The sequence below is a fragment of the Pseudomonas sp. NPDC089395 genome (genome assembly GCF_044749525.1).
In the GTDB taxonomy this organism is placed as follows: domain Bacteria; phylum Pseudomonadota; class Gammaproteobacteria; order Pseudomonadales; family Pseudomonadaceae; genus Aquipseudomonas.
Genome location: NZ_JBIVID010000001.1, coordinates 242,896 through 261,029, shown reverse-complemented (window position 1 = coordinate 261,029; position 18,134 = coordinate 242,896). Strand labels below are relative to the sequence as shown.

The 18,134-nt window shown below is 63.5% G+C and carries 17 protein-coding genes and 1 pseudogene; 5 read left to right on the top strand and 13 right to left on the bottom strand.

Annotation, left to right across the window (positions count from 1 at the left end; translation table 11 throughout):
* Window positions 1-30: 30 nt before the first annotated feature.
* Genes hpf through ACIPZG_RS01180 form a run of 4 tightly spaced genes read left to right on the top strand, consistent with a single transcriptional unit; the run spans window position 31 to window position 1,966 of the window.
* Entirely contained in the window at window positions 31-339 is a 309-nt protein-coding gene (gene hpf, locus ACIPZG_RS01195; RefSeq protein ID WP_003255135.1) for a ribosome hibernation-promoting factor, HPF/YfiA family, read from the top strand.
* A gap of 12 nt (window positions 340-351) precedes the next feature.
* Window positions 352-816, top strand: coding sequence for a PTS IIA-like nitrogen regulatory protein PtsN (gene ptsN / locus ACIPZG_RS01190; protein WP_008092481.1), 465 nt, complete (start codon window positions 352-354; stop codon window positions 814-816).
* 2 nt (window positions 817-818) lie between these two features.
* On the top strand, window positions 819-1,673 hold the full coding sequence (gene rapZ / locus ACIPZG_RS01185; protein WP_400639134.1) for an RNase adapter RapZ: 855 nt from the start codon (window positions 819-821) through the stop codon (window positions 1,671-1,673).
* 20 nt (window positions 1,674-1,693) lie between these two features.
* Window positions 1,694-1,966, top strand: a complete 273-nt coding sequence (locus ACIPZG_RS01180; RefSeq protein WP_008092485.1) for an HPr family phosphocarrier protein — start codon at window positions 1,694-1,696, stop codon at window positions 1,964-1,966.
* 123 nt (window positions 1,967-2,089) lie between these two features.
* Here ACIPZG_RS01180 and ACIPZG_RS01175 read toward each other — a convergent pair whose 3' ends face one another.
* The 6 genes from ACIPZG_RS01175 to pmbA all read right to left on the bottom strand — a co-directional run bounded on the left by ACIPZG_RS01175 (window position 2,090) and on the right by pmbA (window position 7,438).
* Window positions 2,090-2,983: a ZIP family metal transporter gene (locus ACIPZG_RS01175; protein ID WP_400710846.1), complete on the bottom strand. Its 894-nt coding sequence runs from the start codon at window positions 2,981-2,983 to the stop codon at window positions 2,090-2,092.
* A gap of 11 nt (window positions 2,984-2,994) precedes the next feature.
* On the bottom strand, window positions 2,995-3,606 hold the full coding sequence (locus ACIPZG_RS01170) for a superoxide dismutase (protein ID WP_400709369.1): 612 nt from the start codon (window positions 3,604-3,606) through the stop codon (window positions 2,995-2,997).
* Between the two features lies 1 nt (window position 3,607).
* The gene (locus ACIPZG_RS01165; protein ID WP_400709366.1) at window positions 3,608-4,069 is read right to left on the bottom strand and encodes a hypothetical protein; all 462 of its coding nucleotides are present in this window, start codon (window positions 4,067-4,069) and stop codon (window positions 3,608-3,610) included.
* A 27-nt stretch (window positions 4,070-4,096) separates the two neighbouring features.
* On the bottom strand, window positions 4,097-5,473 hold the full coding sequence (locus ACIPZG_RS01160; protein ID WP_400709363.1) for a class II fumarate hydratase: 1,377 nt from the start codon (window positions 5,471-5,473) through the stop codon (window positions 4,097-4,099).
* Entirely contained in the window at window positions 5,466-5,867 is a 402-nt protein-coding gene (locus ACIPZG_RS01155) for a FagA protein (RefSeq protein ID WP_400709360.1), read from the bottom strand. The genes ACIPZG_RS01160 and ACIPZG_RS01155 overlap by 8 nt, the downstream gene beginning before the upstream one ends.
* Before the next feature lie 224 nt (window positions 5,868-6,091).
* Window positions 6,092-7,438 (bottom strand): metalloprotease PmbA, encoded by a 1,347-nt coding sequence (gene pmbA / locus ACIPZG_RS01150; RefSeq protein WP_008092498.1) that lies wholly within the window; start codon window positions 7,436-7,438, stop codon window positions 6,092-6,094.
* A 108-nt stretch (window positions 7,439-7,546) separates the two neighbouring features.
* Here pmbA and yjgA point away from each other — a divergent pair, with 108 nt between their 5' ends.
* Window positions 7,547-8,068: a ribosome biogenesis factor YjgA gene (gene yjgA, locus ACIPZG_RS01145; protein ID WP_400709357.1), complete on the top strand. Its 522-nt coding sequence runs from the start codon at window positions 7,547-7,549 to the stop codon at window positions 8,066-8,068.
* Window positions 8,069-8,208: 140 nt separating this feature from the next.
* Here yjgA and tldD read toward each other — a convergent pair whose 3' ends face one another.
* The 7 genes and pseudogenes from tldD to mreC form a co-directional block, all read right to left on the bottom strand.
* Window positions 8,209-9,648 (bottom strand): metalloprotease TldD, encoded by a 1,440-nt coding sequence (gene tldD / locus ACIPZG_RS01140; RefSeq protein ID WP_400709354.1) that lies wholly within the window; start codon window positions 9,646-9,648, stop codon window positions 8,209-8,211.
* Between the two features lie 2 nt (window positions 9,649-9,650).
* The gene (locus ACIPZG_RS01135) at window positions 9,651-10,502 is read right to left on the bottom strand and encodes a carbon-nitrogen hydrolase family protein (RefSeq protein ID WP_400709351.1); all 852 of its coding nucleotides are present in this window, start codon (window positions 10,500-10,502) and stop codon (window positions 9,651-9,653) included.
* 14 nt (window positions 10,503-10,516) lie between these two features.
* Entirely contained in the window at window positions 10,517-14,332 is a 3,816-nt protein-coding gene (locus ACIPZG_RS01130) for a YhdP family protein (RefSeq protein ID WP_400709348.1), read from the bottom strand.
* A gap of 82 nt (window positions 14,333-14,414) precedes the next feature.
* Window positions 14,415-15,872 carry a ribonuclease G gene (gene rng, locus ACIPZG_RS01125; protein WP_008092503.1) on the bottom strand — a complete coding sequence of 486 codons (1,458 nt, stop codon included), beginning with the start codon at window positions 15,870-15,872 and terminating at the stop codon, window positions 14,415-14,417.
* A 54-nt stretch (window positions 15,873-15,926) separates the two neighbouring features.
* Window positions 15,927-16,537, bottom strand: a pseudogene (locus tag ACIPZG_RS01120) (Maf family protein).
* 33 nt (window positions 16,538-16,570) lie between these two features.
* Window positions 16,571-17,059: a rod shape-determining protein MreD gene (gene mreD, locus ACIPZG_RS01115; RefSeq protein WP_008092508.1), complete on the bottom strand. Its 489-nt coding sequence runs from the start codon at window positions 17,057-17,059 to the stop codon at window positions 16,571-16,573.
* Entirely contained in the window at window positions 17,059-18,090 is a 1,032-nt protein-coding gene (gene mreC, locus ACIPZG_RS01110) for a rod shape-determining protein MreC (protein WP_400710843.1), read from the bottom strand. The genes mreD and mreC overlap by 1 nt, the downstream gene beginning before the upstream one ends.
* Window positions 18,091-18,134: the final 44 nt, after the last annotated feature.

Sequence of the window (18,134 nt, the reverse complement as noted above, 5' to 3'; positions counted from 1 at the left end):
TTTATGCACGGGCAACAAAGGAGAAGCTGTATGCAAGTCAATATCAGTGGACAGCATGTAGAAGTCACCCAGCCGCTACGCGATTACGTGCTGGAAAAGCTCGCCAGGGTGGAGAGTCACTTCGACAAGATCACCAACGTGCAGGTCATCATGAAAGTCGAGAAGCTGCAGCAGAAGGTCGAAGCGACCCTGCAGATTCCCGGCGGCGAAGTGGTTGCCAACGCAGAACACGAAGACATGTATGCAGCGATCGACGCCTTGGCCGACAAGCTCGACCGCCAACTGAAAAAACACAAGGAAAAACAGCAAAGCTTGCTGCAAGGTGCAGCCGCCCGCTGATCCCCCTCATCCATGATCCGACTTGAAACTATCCTGACCCCCGGCCGTTCCCTGGTGAACGTGCCGGGCGGCAGTAAGAAGCGCGCCCTTGAAAAGGTCGCCAACCTGATTGCCGAACAAGTACCCGAGCTGGAGATGCAAGACGTCTTCGAAAAGCTGATCGCGCGGGAAAAGCTTGGCTCCACTGGCTTCGGCAATGGCATCGCCATTCCCCACTGCCGGCTTGAAGGGTGTTCTTCACCCGTCAGCGCCCTGCTGCACCTGGATGCTCCGATCGACTATGACGCCATCGATGGCGCGCCGGTCGATCTGTTGTTCGTCCTGCTGGTGCCGGAGGCTGCTACTGATGCCCATCTGGAACTGCTGCGCCAGATCGCCAGCATGCTCGACCGCAAGGAAGTTCGCGAGCGCCTGCGTGCCGCCCACAGCAGCGAGGCCCTGTTCCAGGTTGTCCTGGACGCACAGAACGAGCACTGAACATGCGCCTGATCATCGTCAGTGGCCGGTCCGGCTCCGGCAAGAGTACCGCCCTCGATGTGCTGGAAGACAACGGCTTTTACGTCATCGACAACCTGCCGGCCGGCTTGCTGCCGCAACTGGCGGAGAATGCGTTGATCAACACCGAGCTGCTGCAACCGAAAGTGGCCGTCTCGATCGATGCGCGCAACCTGCCCAGCCATCTGTCACGCTTCCCCGAACTGCTTTCCGAAGCCCGCGGCCGCCATATCCAGTGTGATGTGCTGTTTCTCGATGCCGACGAAGAAACGCTGCTTAAGCGCTTCTCCGAAACCCGCCGTCGCCATCCGCTGACCAACGCCGACCGCTCGCTGGCCGAGGCGATCCGCGTGGAAAGCGAGCTGTTGGGGCCGATCTCCGATCTCGCCGACCTGAAGATCGACACCACCAGCCTCAACCTTTATCAACTGCGCGACACGATCAAGCTGCGCCTGCTCAATCAACCCGAGCCAGGCACCGCTTTCCTGGTCGAGTCGTTCGGTTTCAAGCGCGGTATGCCGGTCGATGCCGACCTGGTGTTCGATGTACGCTGCCTGCCCAACCCGTACTGGAAGCCCGAGCTACGCGAGCACTCCGGCCTCGAACAGCCGGTCATCGACTACCTCGCCGCTCAGCCGGACGTCGAGGAAATGTTCACCGACATTTCCAGCTATCTGCTCAAATGGCTGCCACGCTTCGCTGCCAGCAACCGCGCTTATGTCACCATCGCCATTGGCTGCACTGGCGGTCACCACCGTTCGGTCTATATCACCGAACGCCTTGGGAAGTTGCTGCAGCAGTCTCTGAAAAACGTCCAGGTCCGCCACCGCGACCTCTAGCCCACAGGATCCGCCCCACGATGCCCGCCCGCGAAATCACCATCATCAACAAGCTGGGGCTGCATGCCCGGGCGGCAGCCAAGTTCGTTGGCGTGGCCGGGCGCTTCCCTTGCCAGGTGCGGGTGGGGCGTGCGCCAGACAAGCTGGTGGACGGCAAGAGCATCATGGCCGTGATGATGCTGGCGGCGGGCAAAGGCACCCAGGTGCACCTGCATACCGAAGGGGAGCAGGACAACGAAGCGCTTGAAGCGCTGGTGGCGTTGATCAACAACTATTTCGACGAAGGCGAGTAACTCGCTCGCATCCTGGCTGACTACAATGGCCCTATCGCCGGCAAGCCGGCTCCCACAGGAATCGCACTCGCTGCCTGACCCTGTGGGAGCCGGCTTGCCGGCGATAGGGCCAGTAGATCCAATTCAAGACATCGCCGTATCCATCACCATCATCAGGCAAAAGCCGATGCACAGCCCCAGGCTGGCCAGCCGGTGATGCCCATTGCTGCGCGACTCGGGGATGATCTCCTGGGTCACCACCAACAACATCGCCCCCGCTGCACAAGCCAGGCCCAACGGCAGCAGCATCTCGGCAAAATTCACCAGCCAGGCACACAGTACCGCCGCCAACGGCTCCACCAGGCCCGATGCGGCCCCGATCAGAAACGCCTTGAACCGCGGCATGCCCGCCCCCGCCAGCACCAGCGCAATCACCAGTCCCTCGGGCACATCCTGCAAGGCAATGCCCATCGCCAGACTGTCGGCATCGGCCATGCCACCACCGGCCGATACGCCGATGGCCATGCCTTCGGGAATGTTGTGGGCAATGATGGCGATCACGAACAGCCAGATCCGCGCCGCAATCACGGGTTGCCGATCATTACCGACCAGCGCCTCGGGCGATGCGCCCGACACCTTCAAATCGACGGCGAACAGGCACAACGCTCCGAACAGCAAGCCGAAGCTGATCAAGCCACCCGCGCCCCACGGGCTGAAACCGATTGACCGGGCAGCGTCGAGCCCCGGAATGATCAAGGAAAACGCGGTGGCCGCCAGCATCACGCCGGCACCGAAACCCAACAAGGTATCGGCCAGGGCCACCGGCATGTTGCGAATCACCAACACCGGTACAGCACCCAGCGCCGTACCCAGCGCACACAGTGCGCCACCCTCGAGGGCGCGCAGCATGCGCGGCTCCAGGTCCAGCCAGGCAATACCCCGCGCCATCAGCAGAGCCGTGCCGACCAATAGCAGCAGCGTACCTATTGCCAACCGGAACAGGCGCACACTACTGACAGACATCACCTCCGAGCGCATACCGGATCGACTCACTTCAGGGCTTCGAGATAACGACGTTCCACTTCCGCCCAGTCGATGACGTTGTAGAAGGCGCCGATGTATTCCGGGCGACGGTTCTGATACTTCAGGTAGTAGGCATGCTCCCAGACATCAAGGCCAAGAATCGGCGTATTACCGTGCATCAAGGGGCTGTCCTGGTTGCCGCTGCTTTCCACCACCAGCGACTTTTGCGGGGTAACGCTCAGCCAGGCCCAACCACTGCCGAACCGGGTCAGGGCGGCCTTGGTGAAGGTATCCTTGAACGCTTCAAAACCACCCAGCTCGGCCTCGATGGCCTTGGCCATCTGCCCCTGCGGCTGGCCACCGCCCTGCGCTGACATGATGGTCCAGAACAGCGAGTGGTTGGCATGGCCGCCACCATGGTTGACCACCGCGCCTTGCAGCTTTTCCGGCAATTGCTTGACCGCACCGACCAGCTTCTCGACCGGCCACTCGGCCCATTCGGTCCCTTCGACGGCCGCGTTCAGGCCGTTGACGTAGGTCTGGTGATGCTTGGTGTGGTGGATCTCCATGGTCTGGGTATCGATGTGCGGTTCCAGCGCGTTGTAGGCATAGGGCAACGCAGGCAAGGTATAGGGCATGTCAATGGATTCCGTAGACGGGGGTTCGAGGTGCCGCTTCACCCTGGGTGGCCAGTTCGCTGCCCCCCGGGGCTTGGCGGTTGAGCAAGCGCTCGGTACGCGGGTACTGGCCGTACTCGGCGATGAAACTGAGCAACTCGGTGTAGGTGCGCCCGCTGTGGCGCAGCGCTGCATCACGCAACGCCTGCGACAGACGCGGCTCCTGGCTGGCCTGCAGCAAACGCTGGTGCGCAGCGCACAGGTAGTCGGCGCTTTCATGCGGCTGGTTCAGGCGCAGGTGCAGGTCGGCCAGGTTGTGGTGGGCGATGACGAAGGCCGCCACCGCTTCGTCGACGTCATGCCAGCGCTCGAACAGCACCTGAGCCAGGGCCAAGGCTTGCAGGTAATGTTCCCGGGCGTCCACCAGCTCGCCCTGCTCGAACAGGCGGTTGGCAGCTTGCGTGGTGCGTTTCCAGTGCTGCATGGCGTATCTCCTGGGCGCTGACGCGGGTCAGATGCCGCCAGCGGTGAGTTTTTCCGGGTTCAGCAGCGCTTCGAGCTGGTCGCGCGACAGATCGGTGTGCTCCAGCGCCACGTCGATGATCGGCCGGCCCTGCTGATAGGCGGTCTTGGCGATCTCGGCGGCCTTGAGATAACCAATGATCGGGTTCAGCGCAGTGACCAGGATCGGGTTGCGCGCCAGGGCTTCCTTGAGCTTGCCCTCGTTGACCTTGAAGCTGGCGATGGCCTTGTCGGCCAGCAGTCGGCTGGCATTGGCCATCAGCTCGATGCTCTCCAGCAGGTTGCGGGCGATGACCGGCAGCATCACGTTGAGCTCGAAGTTGCCCGACTGGCCGGCAATCGCGATGGTTGCGTCGTTGCCGATCACCTGGGCGGCAACCATGGCAGTGGCCTCAGGGATCACCGGGTTGACCTTGCCCGGCATGATCGAAGAACCCGGCTGCAGACCTTGCAGTTCGATTTCACCAAGGCCGGCCAGCGGGCCGGAGTTCATCCAGCGCAAGTCGTTGGCGATTTTCATCAGTGCCACGGCGGTGGTCTTGAGCTGGCCGGACAACGCCACGGCAGTGTCCTGGGAGCCGATCAGGGCGAACAGGTTCTGGCCGGGGGTGAACTCGACCTGGGTCAATGCGCTGAGCTGACGCGCGAAGCAGGCAGCGAATTGCGGGTGGGCGTTGATGCCGGTGCCCACGGCGGTGCCACCCTGGGCCAGGGCCTGCAGGCTCGGCAGCGTGGCTTCTAGGTGCGCCTTGGCGCCGTTGATCTGTGCTGCCCAGCCATCGAGGACCTGGCTCATGCGCACCGGCATCGCATCCATCAGATGGGTACGGCCGGTTTTCACGTACTGATGCACCTGCGCCGACTTGCTTTCAATCACCTGCACCAGGTGGCGCAGCGCCGGCAGCAATTGCTCATGCAGGGCCAGCGCGGCACTGACGTGAATGGTGGTGGGGATGATGTCGTTGCTGCTCTGACCACAGTTGACGTGGTCGTTGGCGTTTACCGGCTCGCCGAGTACGCGACTGGCCAGCGTGGCAATCACCTCGTTGGCGTTCATGTTGGAACTGGTGCCGGAGCCGGTCTGGAACACTTCCACCGGAAAGTGCTGGATGAAGCCTTCTGCCAACAGCTGCTCGACTGCCTTGACGATAGCCTGGCCCTGCCCTGCCGAGATCTGCTCCAGTTCGATGTTTGCCTTGGCTGCCGCAGACTTGGCCAGCAGCAAGGCGCGAATGAACTGGGCCGGCATGCGCTGCCCGCTGATCGGGAAGTTGTCGACCGCGCGCTGGGTCTGGGCGCCGTACAGGGCCTGGGCCGGCACCTGCAGTTCGCCCATGCTGTCACGCTCGATACGGGTATCACTCATCATCAAATCCTTGCATCAGTTCATCGGGAGAAATCGACGGCAGCAACCGGCAATTGGCCAGTTGCAGTGCATAGGGCTGCCAGCGCTGGTTCTGTTCGCGGCGATCGAGATTGCGCAGGTCGAGCAATGGGCGCCAGGCCTGGTCGAGGCACAAGCAGCGCCAATGCCACGGCAACATGCGATCGCTGGCGGTATCCAGGAGCAGGCGGAAAGCGGTCAATGCCACCGTCCATGGCGAGGTTTCGGTGCAGCACACCAGATAGCGGCCTTCGGCCAGGTAGTGCTCGATCAGGCGTGGCTCGTCGGGTTCGAGCGCACAGCGGATGCGCCGGCTGAGCCAGCGCCAGTTTTCCAGGTAGGGCAGTTCGCGCAGGACGGGTTTCATGAACATCATCGCCGGGGTTACTGGATAATGATATTCATTATTAAGTGATAAATAGAATCACTTCAAGTAGGGTGCGACGAAAGTAAAAAACCCGGCGCGGGGCCGGGTTCTGTAAATCAGCTCGAATTTGCAGTGAATGTACCGGCCTCATCGCGGGCAAGCCCGCTCCTACAGGTACGGTGGAGTATCTGTAGGAGCGGGCTTGCCCGCGATGAGGCCGGTACAGAGAAGAATCAGCTGCCGGCGACCGTCATCCGCTCGATCAGCACCGACCCTGTGTGAATATTGCTGCGGGTCTCAAGATCGCTACCAATGGCGACAATTTGCTGGAACATATCCTTCATGTTGCCGGCAATGGTCACTTCCTGAACGGCATGCTGGATCTCGCCATTCTCCACCCAGAAGCCCGCCGCACCACGGGAGTAGTCCCCGGTCACCATGTTCAGGCCATGGCCCATCAACTCGGTCACCAGCAGACCACGCCCCATGCGGCGGATCAGCGCCGCCTGGTCTTCCACACCATGGGTGACATAAAGGTTGTGCACACCGCCGGCATTCGCCGTGCTCGGCAGCCCCAGCTTGCGCCCGGAATAGGTGCCCAGCAGGTAGGACACCAGCTCGCCTTTGTCGACGAACGGCTTGGCATAGGTTGCCAGGCCATCACCATCGAACGCAGCGCTGCCCAGCGCGCGAGGAATATGCGGACGTTCATCGAGGGTCAGCCAGCTGGGGAACAGGCGTTGCCCCATGGCGCCGTCGAGGAACGACGACTTGCGGTACAGGTTGCCGCCGGAAATGGCCGACAGGAAGCTGCCGAACAGGCCCCCGGCCAGCTCGGCGGAAAACAGCACCGGCACCTCGCAGGTCGGTACCGGGCGAGCACCGAGGCGGCTGGCGGCGCGCTGCGCGGCACGCAGGCCGATGCTGCGTGGGTCGGCCAGCAGGTTGCCCTGGCGATTCACGTCGTACCAGTAGTCACGCTGCATCTGCCCATCGCCCTCGGCGATCATCACGCAGCTCAGGCTGTGTCGGGTGGAGGCGTAACCGCCGATGAAACCATGGCTGTTGCCGTATACCCGGCAGCCTTGGTGGGTGTTCAAGGTCGTGCCATCGGCATTGAGAATGCGCGGATCGGCGTCGAACGCCGCGGCCTCGCAGGTCAACGCCATTTCAATCGCCTGCTCCGGCTCGATATCCCAGTCATGGTAAAGGTCGAGGTCGGGAATCTCGCGGGCCATCAGCGCGGCATCGGCCAGGCCCGAGCATTCATCCTCGGAAGTATGCTTGGCAATGGCGAGGGCGGCGGCAACGGTTTCGCGGATCGCATCCGGGCCACTGGCCGAGGTGCTGGCCGAGCCCTTGCGCTGGCCGACATAGAGGGTGATACCAAAGCCCTGGTCGCGATTGAACTCGACCGTCTCGACTTCACGCTGGCGCACCGTGGTGGACAGGCCCTGCTCCAGCGACACCGCCACCTCACAGGCGCTGGCACCTTGCCGGCGCGCCTCGGCGATGATCGCTTCGACCTGCTCCTGCAACGCTGGCAGGTCCTTGGGGCCTACGCTCTGGACTGCACTCATGGTTTTCTCCACTCAAATTCTGCGTTCGGCGAGGGTCATTCTACGACCGGGCCGGACAAGCGGCCCCCGACTGGTTATCATGGCGGCGATTTCTAGCGGACTGCCACCATGGTTGATTCATACGACGACGCCTTCGACGGCGAAAAAAGCAAAACCCAGATCAAGCGCGAGCTGCATGCGCTGGTCGAACTCGGCGAGCGCCTGACCACGGTCAAGGCCGATACCCTGGCGCGCCTGCCGCTGACCGACGAGTTGCGCAAGGCTTTGGCCGAGGCCTGCAAGCACACCGCCCATGGCGCGCGTAAACGCCACATGTCGTTCGTCGGCAAGCTGATGCGCGACCAGGACCTGGACGCCATCCATGCGGTGCTCGACCAGATCGACAGCTCCAGCCGCCAGTACAACGAGCGTTTCCACAACCTGGAACGCTGGCGCGACCGCTTGATCGACGGCAATGACGAAGACCTCGAGCGCTTCGTCAACGAGTACCCCGACACCGACCGCCAGCAACTGCGTTCGCTGATTCGCCATGCCCAGCACGAAAAAGCGCGGAACAAACCGCCCGCTGCTGCCCGCAAGGTGTTCAAGTACATCCGCGACCTCGACGAAATTCAGCGCGGCCTGCGCTGAAGGCTGGCGTGTAGGAGCGGCCTTGCGTCGCGAAAGGGCTGCGCAGCAGCCCCGGCTATTTCTGCCGTGTCGCTGAGACCGTGGGGCCGCTTTGCGGCCCTTTCGCGACGCAAGGCCGCTCCTACAGGCAGCCCGTGTCATCAAGCGCCGGTACCACCGACGGTGATGGCATCCAACTTCAAGGTCGGCTGTCCAACCCCTACCGGTACCGACTGCCCATCCTTGCCACACGTGCCCACGCCACTGTCCAGCGCCAGGTCGTTGCCGACCATCGATACCCGGCTCATGGCCTCAGGACCGTTGCCGATCAACGTCGCGCCTTTGACCGGAGCGGTGATCTTGCCGTCCTCGATCAAGTACGCCTCGCTGGTGGAAAACACGAACTTGCCGCTGGTGATGTCCACCTGGCCACCACCGAGGTTGGCGCAGTAGATGCCTTTCTTCACCGAAGCGATGATTTCCTGCGGATCGCTTTCACCCGCGCGCATGTAGGTGTTGGTCATGCGCGGCATCGGCAGGTGCGCATAGGATTCGCGGCGACCGTTGCCGGTCACGGCCATACCCATCAGGCGGGCATTGAGCTTGTCTTGCATGTAGCCCTTGAGAATGCCGTTCTCGATCAGCGTGGTGCATTCGGTCGGGGTACCTTCATCGTCCACGCTGAGTGAGCCGCGGCGGCCTGCGAGGGTGCCATCGTCGACGATGGTGCACAGGCTCGACGCCACCTTCTCGCCCAGCCGGCCACTGAACGCCGAGCTGCCCTTGCGGTTGAAGTCGCCTTCCAGGCCATGGCCGACCGCCTCGTGCAGCAACACCCCGGACCAGCCGGAACCGAGCACGACCGGCAAGGTGCCCGCCGGCGCCGGGATCGCCTCCAGGTTCACCAATGCCTGGCGCAACGCTTCGCGGGCATAGCCCATGACCTTTTCTTCGGTGAAGAAACGGTAGTCGGTACGCCCGCCGCCGCCCTGGCCACCGCGCTCGCGGCGGCCATTCTGTTCGACGATGACGCTGACGTTGAAGCGCACCAGCGGCCGCACATCGGCGGCCAGGCTACCATCGGCGGCCGCCACCAGAATGCGCTCCCAGACCCCTGCCATGCTCACGGTGACCTGCTGAATACGCGGGTCCAGCGCACGGGTGGCGGCATCGACGCGCTTGAGCAGCTCGACCTTCTCTGCACGGCTGAGCACATCCAGCGGGTTATCGGGCGCATACAAGGCCGCCACGTCCTGGCTGCGGAAGGCCTGCACCTTGCCATTCTGGCCGGCCCGGGAAATCGAACGCGCAGCGCGCGCCGCCGAGGTCAGCGCTTCGAGGTTGATCGCGTTGCTGTAGGCAAAACCGGTCTTCTCACCGGACTGGGCGCGCACGCCCACGCCTTGGTCCAGGTTGAAGCTGCCTTCCTTGACGATGCCGTCTTCCAGCGCCCAGGTTTCCGAGATCTGGCCCTGGAAATACAGGTCGGCGGCGTCGATGCCTGGGCCGGCCAACTCGCCCAGCACAGCTTGCAGGCTGTCCAGGGTCAGTCCGCCTGGGGCCAGGAGCTGCTCGCTGACGGTGGATAACATCTGGCTCATAGTCACTCCGAGGTGTGCGCAGGCCGCAAGGCGCCCTGCGAGAAAAAGCGCCGGTGCGAAACCACCGGCATGCGCGCCCGTATGGACGCTTGTTCATCAGTGTCGCGCGTGGCCAGCAGAACCGCTTCGCCATGCGCCTGTTCGGCGACGATCCGCCCCCATGGGTCGATGATCGCCGCATGTCCGTGGGTTTCACGCGGGCCTGGATGGGTACCGCCCTGGGCGGCTGCCAGCAGGTAGCATTGGGTTTCGATGGCCCGTGCGCGAATCAGCACTTCCCAGTGCGCTGCCCCTGTGACCGCGGTGAACGCGGCAGGTGCCGTAATCAGTTCCGCACCGGCATCGCGCAAGGCGCTGTAGAGCTCGGGGAAGCGCAAGTCGTAGCAGACACTGAGCCCCACGCGCCCCACCGGTGTATCGGCTACCACCACCTGAGCGCCATGGGCATAGTCGTCGGACTCGCGGTAGCGGCCACGGTTATCGGCCACGTCGACGTCGAACAAATGCAGCTTGTCATAGCGCGCCACCACCTCCCCGTGTTCGTCGATCAGCAACGAGCAGGCGTGGGCCTTCGCTTCGGGACGATCTGCGGGCGGCAGCGGCAAAGTGCCGGCGACTATCCATAATCTGAGGTCGCGGGCGGTGCGCTTCAACCAGGGCAGGATCGGCCCCTCGCCCAGCGCCTCGGCCAGGCCGATGGCGGCGGCGTCCTTGCGGCCCATGGCCGCAAAGTTCTCAGGCAGCACCGCCAGGCGTGCGCCGCCGAAGGCAGCCTGTTCAAGCAGAGCGCCCGCCCGCTGCAGGTTGGCCAGCACATCGTCCTGGCTGACCATCTGGATTACCGCTGCCTTCATGGGCACTCCCAAGACTACTTGTTGAAGGGTTTCACAAAGGTGATTCTAGGCTCTTTCCACGGCCCCTCGACGCGATAATGCACACTGGCAAAGCGCGATACCCGGTCACCTATCAGGCGATCGACGAGGAACAGTGCCCCGCCGACCGCCGGCGCGCCAACGATCAACGCCGCCAATGGCAGGTTGTTGGTCACCGGCAGCGTCACTTGCAGCTTGGCGTCGATCCGGTCACGGACCATATCCAGGGTGCCATCGAGCTCGAAGTTGCTCGATGGACCGGTCACCGTGATCGGCTCGCGGGTCACATAGACCCCGTCGCTGGCCACTAGCAGGCCCTTGACCCGGTCGTAGGCCAAGCCCTTTTCGAACAGGTCGGAGAAGTCCAGGCGCAGGCGCCGGCCGATCGAGTTGAAGTTGAGCAGGCCAAATACGCGCAGGGCCTGCGCACTGCCCTCCACTTCGACGAACTGGCCGCTGCGCAAGGCCGCATCCATGCTGCCCGAGAAGCGCTTGAGGCCTACCCAGGCCGGTGAACCCGGCCAGCGGCCATCCACGTCCAGGCGAAAATCACGACTGGTCACAGTGGGGGCGAAGCCCCAGGCCTTGAGTATGTCGGCGAGGTTCTTGCCATCCAGGCGGCCCTTGTACCAGCTGCTGGTCGCGCCGGGGTTGCCCTCCCAGCCGCCGCTGCCGTCGACGTGCAGCCCCTTGAAGTCCAGCTCGATATCCTGCGCGGCCACGCCGCGCGCGGTCGGGCGCAGTTTCAGCGCCGCATTGCCATACAGGTCGTCGCCGCGGTACAGCTTGTCGATGGTCAGGTCCAGCGCCGGGACTTTGCGGGGGTCGAATGTCGCCAGCGGATCGGGGCCTTCCTCGGGCTGGGCCGGGGTCACCTCGGCAGCAGGCAGGCGCAAGGTCTGCAACCGTACGTTCATCGCTGCGGCCTTGGCATCCGGCAGACGGGCGTTACCGATCACCTCCTTGCTGTCCAGGCGCAGGTTCCAGGCCGGACCACTGCGTGCCAGACGCACCACCGCCTGGTTCAGGTCCATGCCGAAGGCTTTCAACTGACCGATGCTGAGGTCGACGCTCTGCAGGTTCTGCCGGGCATTGCCACCCGGGTCATTACCGGCCAGGCGCGACATCTGCTCCTGCCAAGGTGCCAGGTCCAGCTTTTCCAGGCGCCCGCGTACCCGCAGGCCCTCGCCAGCGGGCAGCTGCGCATCACCGGTACCCAGCAGCAGCTCGCCACGGCCCTGGCCCAGCTTGTCCGCCGGTGCGGCATAGGTGAAACGGGCCACATCGGTGTACGCAACATCGAAGCGCCGCTCCGCCCCTTGCAGGTTCATGCTGAAACGGGTGTCGCGGCTATCCTGCGCGGCCTTGCCGAACGGTGCCGGCAGGTCGATGGCCAGCCCTTGGAGTGACGAGTTCACGCTCAAGCTGTTGTCACGACTGCCCAGGTTGACTTGCAACTGGTACGGCAGGTCGCCCGAGGCAGGCAACGCCTGCTTGAATTGCAACCAATCGGTCAGGGCCTTGAGCGATGCCTGGCCCTTGGCATTGATGCGTGTCTGCATCTGCCCGGCCTGCCCCTCGGCGGTGATCTGCGCGGTAACCGGCTTGCCGAACGCCTGCAGGGCAATGTTCTTGCCGCTCAGCCCTTTGTCGAAATCGAAGCTGAAATCACCCTTCAGGCGGCTCAGGTCCAAGCTCGGTGGCGCTACCTTGAGACGGGCATTGGCAGTGGCGAAGTCGACTTGCACTTTCGGACGCTCGCCATGGGCCAGGGGAATGTCGAGCTTCACCTTGCCCTTGAGCGGCCCTTCGCCCTCCCAACCGGCGAAGATCTCACCCGTACCGATCGGCGCCTCTTTGAGAATTTTCAAGCCATCGCCGAGCGTGCCGTCGAAATCACCGTCCAGGAACAGGTGGCTGTGCTGATTGCCGTCGACGTGGGGAATATCGACACTGACATCAGTGACCTTGGTGTCCAGCAGCAGACCCTTGCTGGCCTTGATGCGCACGCCGCTGTCTTCGATCAGCACATCGCCATCGACATGCTGTACCTGGGGCCAGCCAGGCTGGAAGTCCAGCGCCGCGTCACGCACCTTGAAGAACAGGCTGATGCTGCGTGCCTCCGGCGTCGCGCCATGGTTGAGCGAGCCCTGGTACTGGAAATAGCCCTGGTCCACATTGCCTTTGACGATGGCGCTGCGCAGCCAGTCGTCGAGGGCCGGGCTGAGCACCTCCGGCAGGTACTTGGCGGTATAGCGACCGTCGCCTTCGGTCAGGCCGACGCGCAGGTCCATGTAGCTCTCGGCGCCTTCGGTGAACAGCAGGCGAATCAGGAAATCGCCGGCGATCCTGCCCTCTTCGCCCAGTACCTTGAGGTAGGGGGCGATCAGGGTGAAGCCGTCTTTGTCGAGGGCGTAGGTCAACCGGGCATTGGCTTTCTGGTAGTGCCAGGGTTTGGCGAAGATTGGGTACAGATGCAGCATGAACGCATTAGTATCCAAGCGCAGTTCACCGTGCCCCAGGTCGCCGCTGATACTGCCGCTGACATTACCGGCGGCAGGTGCACCGTGATAGGCATCGAAGCCGACTTTCTCCAGGTTGGCGGCGAATTGCAGCCGCTGGTCGCCTTCAGCCTTGGGCCGCACCTCCAGCCGCACGTTGCGCACCGCGCCGGTAACCTTCAACCCATCGACCACGGCCCTGAGTTTCTCCGGCAGCGGCGCGAGTGCGTCGATCAGCGGGGTCAGCGGGGTCAGGTCCAGACGGTCAGCCTGCAGCTGCCAGCTTTCACCCGCAGGATCTTCGCCAGGCCGCTGACGCAGTTGCAGGTGCGTTTCCCAGCGGGTTTTGCCGATGTTGGCAGCCAGGGAATCGACCACCACATCGAAACCCTGATCCTGACGCTGGAACCAGGCGGACAGTGCCAGGTTATCCAGGGTGACAGCCTTGCGCTCGGCGTAGGCACCGCGCAACTGAGGGGCATTGAGGCGAACCACGGCCTGCTGCAGCTGCCCTCTGCTCCAGTCGACCCAGAATTCGCCACCGGCGCGCAGTGATTCTGAATGCCACTGGCCCATCAGGCGAGGTGGTAGCCAGTTCGCCCAGTCGCTTTGCGGCAGGCTCAGGTAGGCCTCGACCTGGCCATCGCGCCAGGCCTTGGCCGTTGCTCGGCTGCGCAGGTTGACCGCCAGCGGCTGGCCATCGGGCAAGGTTGCGCGCAGGTCGAGGGCCTGGCGCGAGGCGCCAGCTTGCAGGCCGAGGCTCACGTAGGTGAGGGTCAGCGGGTCACGCTGCCAGGGGTGCAGGGTGACCTGGCTGTCGAACACATCGATACGCCCCAGTTGGCGCAGGCGCTGCAGCACCTCGGCCGGGTCCACAGGCGCGTCGTCTTTTTTCGGCAGGCCTTCGAGGGCCCATGCACCCTGCTCGTTCTCGCGCAGGATCAATTGCAGGCCACCGAGCTGGATATGCGCCAGGCGCAACTCGCGCGAGGTCAGGCTGGCCCACATGTCGGGCACCAGTTTCACCTCATCGAGGCGCAAGGCCGCGGCACCCTCGCCCACCTGCAGGTCCCGCACACGCAGCACCGGCGCCAGGCCACTCCAGCGACCTTCCAAAGCCCCCACATGCACGGGCAAACCCAATGCCTGCTCGGCTTTGCTTTCAACGTCGGCACGGTACTCCGCCACCAGCGGTACCAGTTCGCGACCGAGGCTGACATACAACGCCACCAACACGGCCAACAGGGCGCAGATGCCCAGGCCCCAGCGGGTCAAGGCAACAAGAACGCGGGTCAGACGTCCCATGGCCATGGCCCTCCGGTTGGTTTATCCATGATGGCCGCTGGCGTCGCTTTTGCCAGCCCGGCCATCACGTGGTGTGCATCAGAAGGCCTCAGAGCAGCACCACATCGTATTGTTCCTGCGAGTACATCGACTCGACCTGGAAGCGGATGGTTCGGCCGATGAAGGCTTCCAGTTCTGCCACATTACCGGATTCTTCGTCGAGCAGACGGTCGACCACCTTCTGGTTGGCCAGTACCCGGTAGCCTTCGGCCTGATAGGCGCGGGCTTCACGGAGAATCTCGCGGAAGATTTCGTAACAGATGGTTTCAGGCGTCTTCAGCTTGCCACGGCCCTGGCAGGCGACGCAGGGTTCACACAGGACCTGTTCGAGGCTTTCACGGGTGCGCTTGCGGGTCATCTGCACCAAACCCAGCTCGGTGATGCCGATGATGTTGGTCTTGGCGTGATCGCGCTCGAGCTGCTTCTCCAGGGTACGTAGTACCTGGCGCTGGTGCTCTTCGTCTTCCATGTCGATGAAGTCGATGATGATGATCCCGCCGATGTTGCGCAGGCGCAGCTGCCGGGCAATGGCGGTGGCCGCTTCGAGATTTGTCTTGAAGATGGTTTCTTCGAGGTTGCGGTGACCGACGAAGGCACCGGTGTTGACGTCGATGGTGGTCATCGCCTCAGCCGGATCGACCACCAGATAGCCACCCGACTTGAGCGGCACCTTGCGCTCCAGTGCACGCTGGATTTCGTCCTCGACCCCATACAAGTCAAAAATCGGTCGTTCGCCAGGGTAATGTTCCAGACGATCGGCAATCTCCGGCATCAATTCGCCGACGAACTGCGTGGTTTTCTGGAAGGTCTCCCGCGAGTCGATGCGGATCTTCTCGATCTTCGGGTTGACCAGGTCGCGCAGGGTGCGCAAGGCAAGACCAAGGTCTTCGTAGATGACCGTGGGCGCACCGCAGGTCTGGATCTGGCTGCCGATCTGCTCCCACAGGCGGCGCAAGTAGCGGATGTCCTGCAGGATTTCTTCGGCGCGCGCGCCCTCGGCGGCGGTACGCAGGATGAAACCGCCGGCGTCCTTGATGTTCTCGTTGTTCATGCAGTCGCTGACCACCTGCTTGAGGCGATCACGCTCGGCTTCGTCTTCGATCTTCAGGGAAATACCGACATGGCTGCTGCGCGGCATGTACACCAGATAGCGTGAGGGTATCGACAGCTGGGTGGTCAGGCGCGCGCCCTTGGTCCCGATCGGGTCCTTGGTCACCTGAACCACCAGGGCCTGGCCTTCATGTACCAGGGCAGTGATGGTCTCCACCGCCGAGCCTTCACGCTGGGAAATTTCCGAGGCATGGATGAACGCCGCGCGTTCCAGGCCAATATCGACGAACGCCGCCTGCATCCCCGGCAACACGCGTACAACCTTGCCTTTGTAGATATTGCCGACGATGCCGCGGCGCAGGGTGCGCTCTACATGCACTTCCTGCAGCACCCCGTTTTCCACCACCGCCACACGTGACTCCATCGGGGTGATGTTGATCAGGATCTCTTCACTCATGGCAGGCTCTCGTCAAAGGTCTTCGGTAATGATGGATCGCGCGTGCCAGGCTGGCTACCGCTGGTTTTTTACCTCTGGCAAAGCGCCGGTACCTGCCAGCAGGCGATACCGAATTGGGCGAGCAAGTCTGCCGTTTCGCTCAAGGGCAGGCCGACCACGGCGGAGTAGCTGCCCTCAAGCCCGGTCACGAACACCGCACCCAGGCCTTGGATGGCGTAGCCCCCGGCCTTGTCCGCCGGTTCGCCGCTGGTCCAGTATCGTTGTGCTTCTGCTGTGCTGATCGGGCGAAAACGCACGTTGCTGCTGACACACAGGCTCTGGCTGCGTGAGCCATCGCTCAGCGCTACCGCGGTCAGTACCTGATGTTCACGGCCCGCCAGTTCGGCCAGCATGGCCAAGGCATGTTCGCGGTTTTCCGGTTTGCCGAGAATACGACCATCGAGCACCACCGCCGTGTCTGCCCCAAGCACCACGGCCGGGCCGGCCAGGTTGGCGAGACCGGCTTCGGCCTTGGCCAGGGCCAGGCGCTCGACGTAAGCCTCGGCGCTTTCGCCAGGCAGCGGGGTTTCATCGATCGGGGCAGTGGTGACCGTGAACGGCACGCCAATCTGGGTCAGCAGTTCACGCCGACGGGGGGAGCCGGAGGCCAGGTAAAGTGGGTTCATGCAGACATCTCCCTGTCAGTCGCGGCAGCGCCGTCAGTTGATATGCAAGCGCCGGCGCAAGTCGCGCAGGGCAAAACTGATCCATGGCCAGAGCAAGGCGCTGATCACCGCTGACCAGACCAGTGCCAGGGTCGGCAAGCGGTTGCCGGTGAGCGCGCTGAGCCACAGCTGGATCAACTGGGCGATACCGAAGATCACCAGAATCACCAGGCACTGCTGCCACATCGGGAACATACGCAAGCGCTGCTGCAGGGAGAGCACCAGGAAGGTGATCAGGGTCAGGATCAGGGCGTTCTGCCCGAGCAGGGTGCCGTACAGCACATCCTCGGCCAGACCCAGCACGAAGGCGGTGGTCATGCCGACCTTGTTCGGCACCATGAGCGTCCAGAACGACACCAGCAGCGCCAGCCACATGGGCCGGAACACTTCGAGAAACTGGGGCATGGGCGAAACGCTGAGCAGCAGGCCGATGGCGAACGTCAGCCAGATGACCCAACCGTGATTACGGCGCGACTTGGCCATCATTGCCTCCGAGGATGAGCCGGCGCTGCGGGCGCCGGGGCTGGGCTGGCGGGGACGGCTGCCGGAGCAGGTGCCGCCGCGGCGGGGGCCGGAGCGCTGGCAGGCGCGGCCTGCTCGCCACTGGCAGCAGGCGGGGTCAGGCTCGTCGCGCCCTTGCGGTCAGCTTCTTCCTGGGCAATCGCGGCGTCGGTGGCGCGCTGTTCCGGCGTGCGTCGGTCGCTGAACACCAGCAGCATGTAGCGGCTGCGGTTGAGCGCGGCGGTTGGGATGGCGCGAACGATGGCGAAGGGCTGGCCGGAGTCGTGGATCACTTCGTTGACCGTGGCCACCGGGTAGCCGGCCGGGAAGCGCTGGCCCATGCCAGAGCTCACCAGCAGGTCGCCTTCCTTGATGTCGGCAGTGTCGGCCACGTGACGCAACTCCAGGCGCTCCGGGTTTCCGGTGCCGCTGGCGATGGCACGCAAGCCGTTGCGGTTGACCTGCACCGGAATGCTGTGGGTGGTGTCGGTGAGCAGCAGTACGCGCGAGGTGTACGGCATCAGCTCGACCACCTGGCCCATCAGGCCGCGGGCATCGAGCACCGGCTGGCCGAGGAACACGCCATCGCGCTCGCCTTTGTTGATCAGGATACGGTGGGTGAACGGGTTCGGGTCGACCCCGATGAGTTCGGCCACTTCAACCTTTTCATTGACCAGCGCCGAGGAATTGAGCAGCTCGCGCAGGCGCACGTTCTGCTCGGTCAGGGCCGCCAGCTTCTGCAGGCGCCCCTGCAGCAGCAGGGCCTCGGTCTTGAGCTTTTCGTTTTCAGCGATCAGTTCGGTACGGCTGCCGAACTGGCCGGCCACACCTTGCCACATGCGCTGTGGCAGGTCGGTGATCCAGTACGACTCCATCAGCACCAGCCCCATCTGGCTGCGCACCGGCTTGAGCACGTCGAAACGCGCATCCACCACCATCAGCGCGACCGACAGCACCACCAATACCAGCAGGCGAACGCCCAGCGAAGGGCCCTTGGAAAAAAGCGGTTTAATGGGCCGTTCCTCGTGGACGACTCAGGAGGTCATTGGACATGGAA